3 protein-coding genes are annotated in these 2,822 nt (G+C 66.7%); all 3 read left to right on the top strand.

Translation table 11 applies throughout. The annotated features are described in order from the left end of the window. The first annotated feature begins 45 nt into the window (after positions 1-45). Positions 46-1,113 carry an ABC transporter ATP-binding protein gene (locus AC1RLU_RS26485; RefSeq protein WP_492799008.1) on the top strand — a complete coding sequence of 356 codons (1,068 nt, stop codon included), beginning with the start codon at positions 46-48 and terminating at the stop codon, positions 1,111-1,113. After that, the gene (locus AC1RLU_RS26480; protein WP_244492694.1) at positions 1,110-2,000 is read left to right on the top strand and encodes an ABC transporter permease; all 891 of its coding nucleotides are present in this window, start codon (positions 1,110-1,112) and stop codon (positions 1,998-2,000) included. Before AC1RLU_RS26485 ends, AC1RLU_RS26480 begins: the two co-directional genes overlap by 4 nt. 4 nt (positions 2,001-2,004) lie before the next feature. Further along, positions 2,005-2,822: ABC transporter permease (locus AC1RLU_RS26475; protein ID WP_492799007.1), on the top strand; the 818-nt coding region annotated here is incomplete at its 3' end.

The following is a 2,822-nucleotide window of genomic DNA, read 5'->3' as shown; positions in this document are numbered from 1 at the left end:
CGTCCTTTCGATCCCGTTTCTCAGATTCATCCGGAAGCCATGACCATCAACGCAGCTTCGTTCCGCGAGCTTCGGCTCGACCGTCTGAGCCGTGACTTCGGCACCCATAACGCGCTCAAGGACGTCTCGCTGACGATCGGCAAGGGCGAGTTCATCGCGCTGTTGGGCCCGTCGGGCTGCGGCAAGTCGACGACGCTGAACCTGATCGCGGGGCTGCTTCCGGCGACCGGTGGCGGCATCTGGCTCGACGACAGGCGCATCGATCCGCTGCGTCCGGAAGAGCGCGGCTTCGGCATGGTCTTCCAGAGCTATGCCCTGTTCCCGCATATGAACGTGAACAGGAATATCGGCTTCGGCCTGAAGATGCGCGGCCTGCCGCGCGCCGAGATCGACAAGCGCGTGGCGGAAGCCGCCGCGCTGGTGCGCCTGCAGGGCCAGACCGAGAAGCTGCCGGGCCAGCTCTCCGGCGGCCAGCAGCAGCGCGTCGCGATCGCGCGTGCCATCGTGGTCGAGCCGCCGCTGGTGCTGATGGACGAGCCGCTGTCGAATCTCGACGCCAAGCTGCGTCTCGAGATGCGCGCCGAGATCCGCCGCATCCACAACACGCTCGGCGCCACCACGATCTACGTCACCCACGACCAGGAGGAAGCGCTCTCGCTCGCCGACCGGATCGTGGTGCTGCGCGACGGTCAGGTCCGCCAGGTCGGCGCGCCGGAAGACCTGTTCATGCGGCCGGACCATCTCGACGTCGCCGAGTTCATGGGCTTCCGCAACAAGGTCAAGGGCAAGGTCGCCTCCGTCGGCGAGGGCAGGGCGACGGTCGCTGTCGGCGATGCGCAGCTTTCGGGCCGCGCGCGTCACGCACTCTCCGCTGGCGCCGACGGCTATCTGGCGATCCGCCCGGAGGATCTGCATCCGGTCGCGGCCGGCCAAGCCGGCCTCAAGGCGCAGGTCGTCTCGACCGAGTTCCGCGGTCGCGAATTCGTCGGCTTCGCCCGCATGGCGGATGGCACGGATCTGTCCTTCCTCGCCCATGACAAGCTGGCGCCGGGCGAGGCGGTGACGCTCGCCGCCGATCCCGAGCGCGTCCTCGTCTATGGAGCGGCGGCGTGAGTGCGGACATCACCTCCATCCCGCTGAAGCAGCGGCTGGCGGCGCGCGGGCTGGACGGGCTGACGCTGCTCGTCGTCCCCGCGATCCTGTTCCTGCTGGCGCTGTTCATCTACCCGTTCCTGTACGGGCTCGTGCTCTCCTTCGAGCCGAAGCAGGGCGGCATCTTCGCCAACTACCAGCGCTTCTTCTCCGATTCCTTCCTCTATGGGACGATCGGGACCACGCTCTGGCTCGCCTTGCCGGTGACGGTCGCGACGCTGCTCTTGGCGATCCCGATCGCCTTCCGCGTCCGGCTGATGAAGAACCAGCGCCTGCTGACCACGATCCTGGTGATCCCGATCACGCTCGGCACCGTGCTCGTCGCCGAGGGCCTGCTGAACTATCTCGGGCCGCAGGGCTGGTTCAACCGCGTGCTGATGACCTTCGGCATCATCTCCTCGCCGGTGAAGCTGCTGCATAATTACTGGGGCGTGATGCTCTCGCTGGTCATCACCGGCTTCCCCTTCACCTTCCTGCTGACCTTGTCCTACCTCTCCGGCATCGATCCGGCGCTGGAACAGGCGGGCGCGACGCTGGGTGCCGGGCCGTGGGAGCGCTTCAAGCACATCCTGTTCCCGCTCCTGCTGCCGGGGCTCGCGATCACCTTCTGCCTGAGCTTCGTGCAGGCCTTCTCGGTCTTCCCCTCGGCCGTGCTGCTCGGCGCGCCCTCGGGGCCGACCCGGGTGATCTCGATCGCGGCCTATCAGGCGGCCTTCGAGGAATACGACTACTCCATGGCTTCGGCCGTCGCGATGATCATGGGCGTGGTTCAGCTCGCCATCGTCGTCGTGGTCCTGGCCGCGCGCGGCATGTTGTATCGCGGCCCTGCCGGCGGCGGAAAGGGCTGATCCGATGGTCAAGGATACCCGTCTCTCGACGAAGCTCTGGGCTGCCGCCAACTGGACGCTGATCGGCTTCTTCATCGTCAACCTCTTCGCGATGATCGCGACGGTGGTGACCTCGTCCTTCTCGACGCGCTGGCTCGGCACCTGGCTGCCGGCGGGCTGGACGACGCGCTGGTATGCGGCCGCATGGTCCGAGTTCCAGCTCTATGAGGTGCTGCTCGTCACGTTCCAGATCGTCTTCCTGGTGGTGGCGCTCTCCGGCCTGATCGGCGTGCCCGCGGCCTATGCGCTGGCGCGGCGCGACTTCCCGGGCAAGAAGCTCGTCATGCTGCTCTTCCTGCTGCCGCTCCTGGTGCCGCCGATCACCTTCGGCATTCCGCTGGCGACGGTGCTCTACCAGGCGGGCTTCGCCGGCCAGATGTCGGGCGTCGTGCTCGCCAATCTCGTGCCGACGGTGCCCTTCGTCATCCTGGTGATGATCCCGTTCATCGAGCAGATCGACACCAAGATCGAGTCGGCGGCGCGCGTCTTCGGCGCCAACACCTTCAAGCTCTTCGTGCATGTGCTGCTGCCGCTGCTGCTGCCCGGTATCCTCGCCGCGTTGCTGCTGGTGCTGGTGCGCACCCTCGCGATGTTCGAACTGACCTTCCTCACGGCCGGCCCGACCAGCCAGACGCTCGTCGTCGCGCTCTACTACGCTGTCTTCGCCTCCGGTGTCCGCGCCGTGCAGTCGATCGACGCCATGGCGGTGATCTACATGGTCACCACCCTGATCTGGCTCGTCATCGCCCTGCGTTTCGTCAATCCCACGCAGATCGTCGCCAG

Source organism: Allobosea sp. GW822-FHT05A11, assembly GCF_058800455.1.
This window is presented reverse-complemented; position numbering and strand designations above follow the sequence as displayed.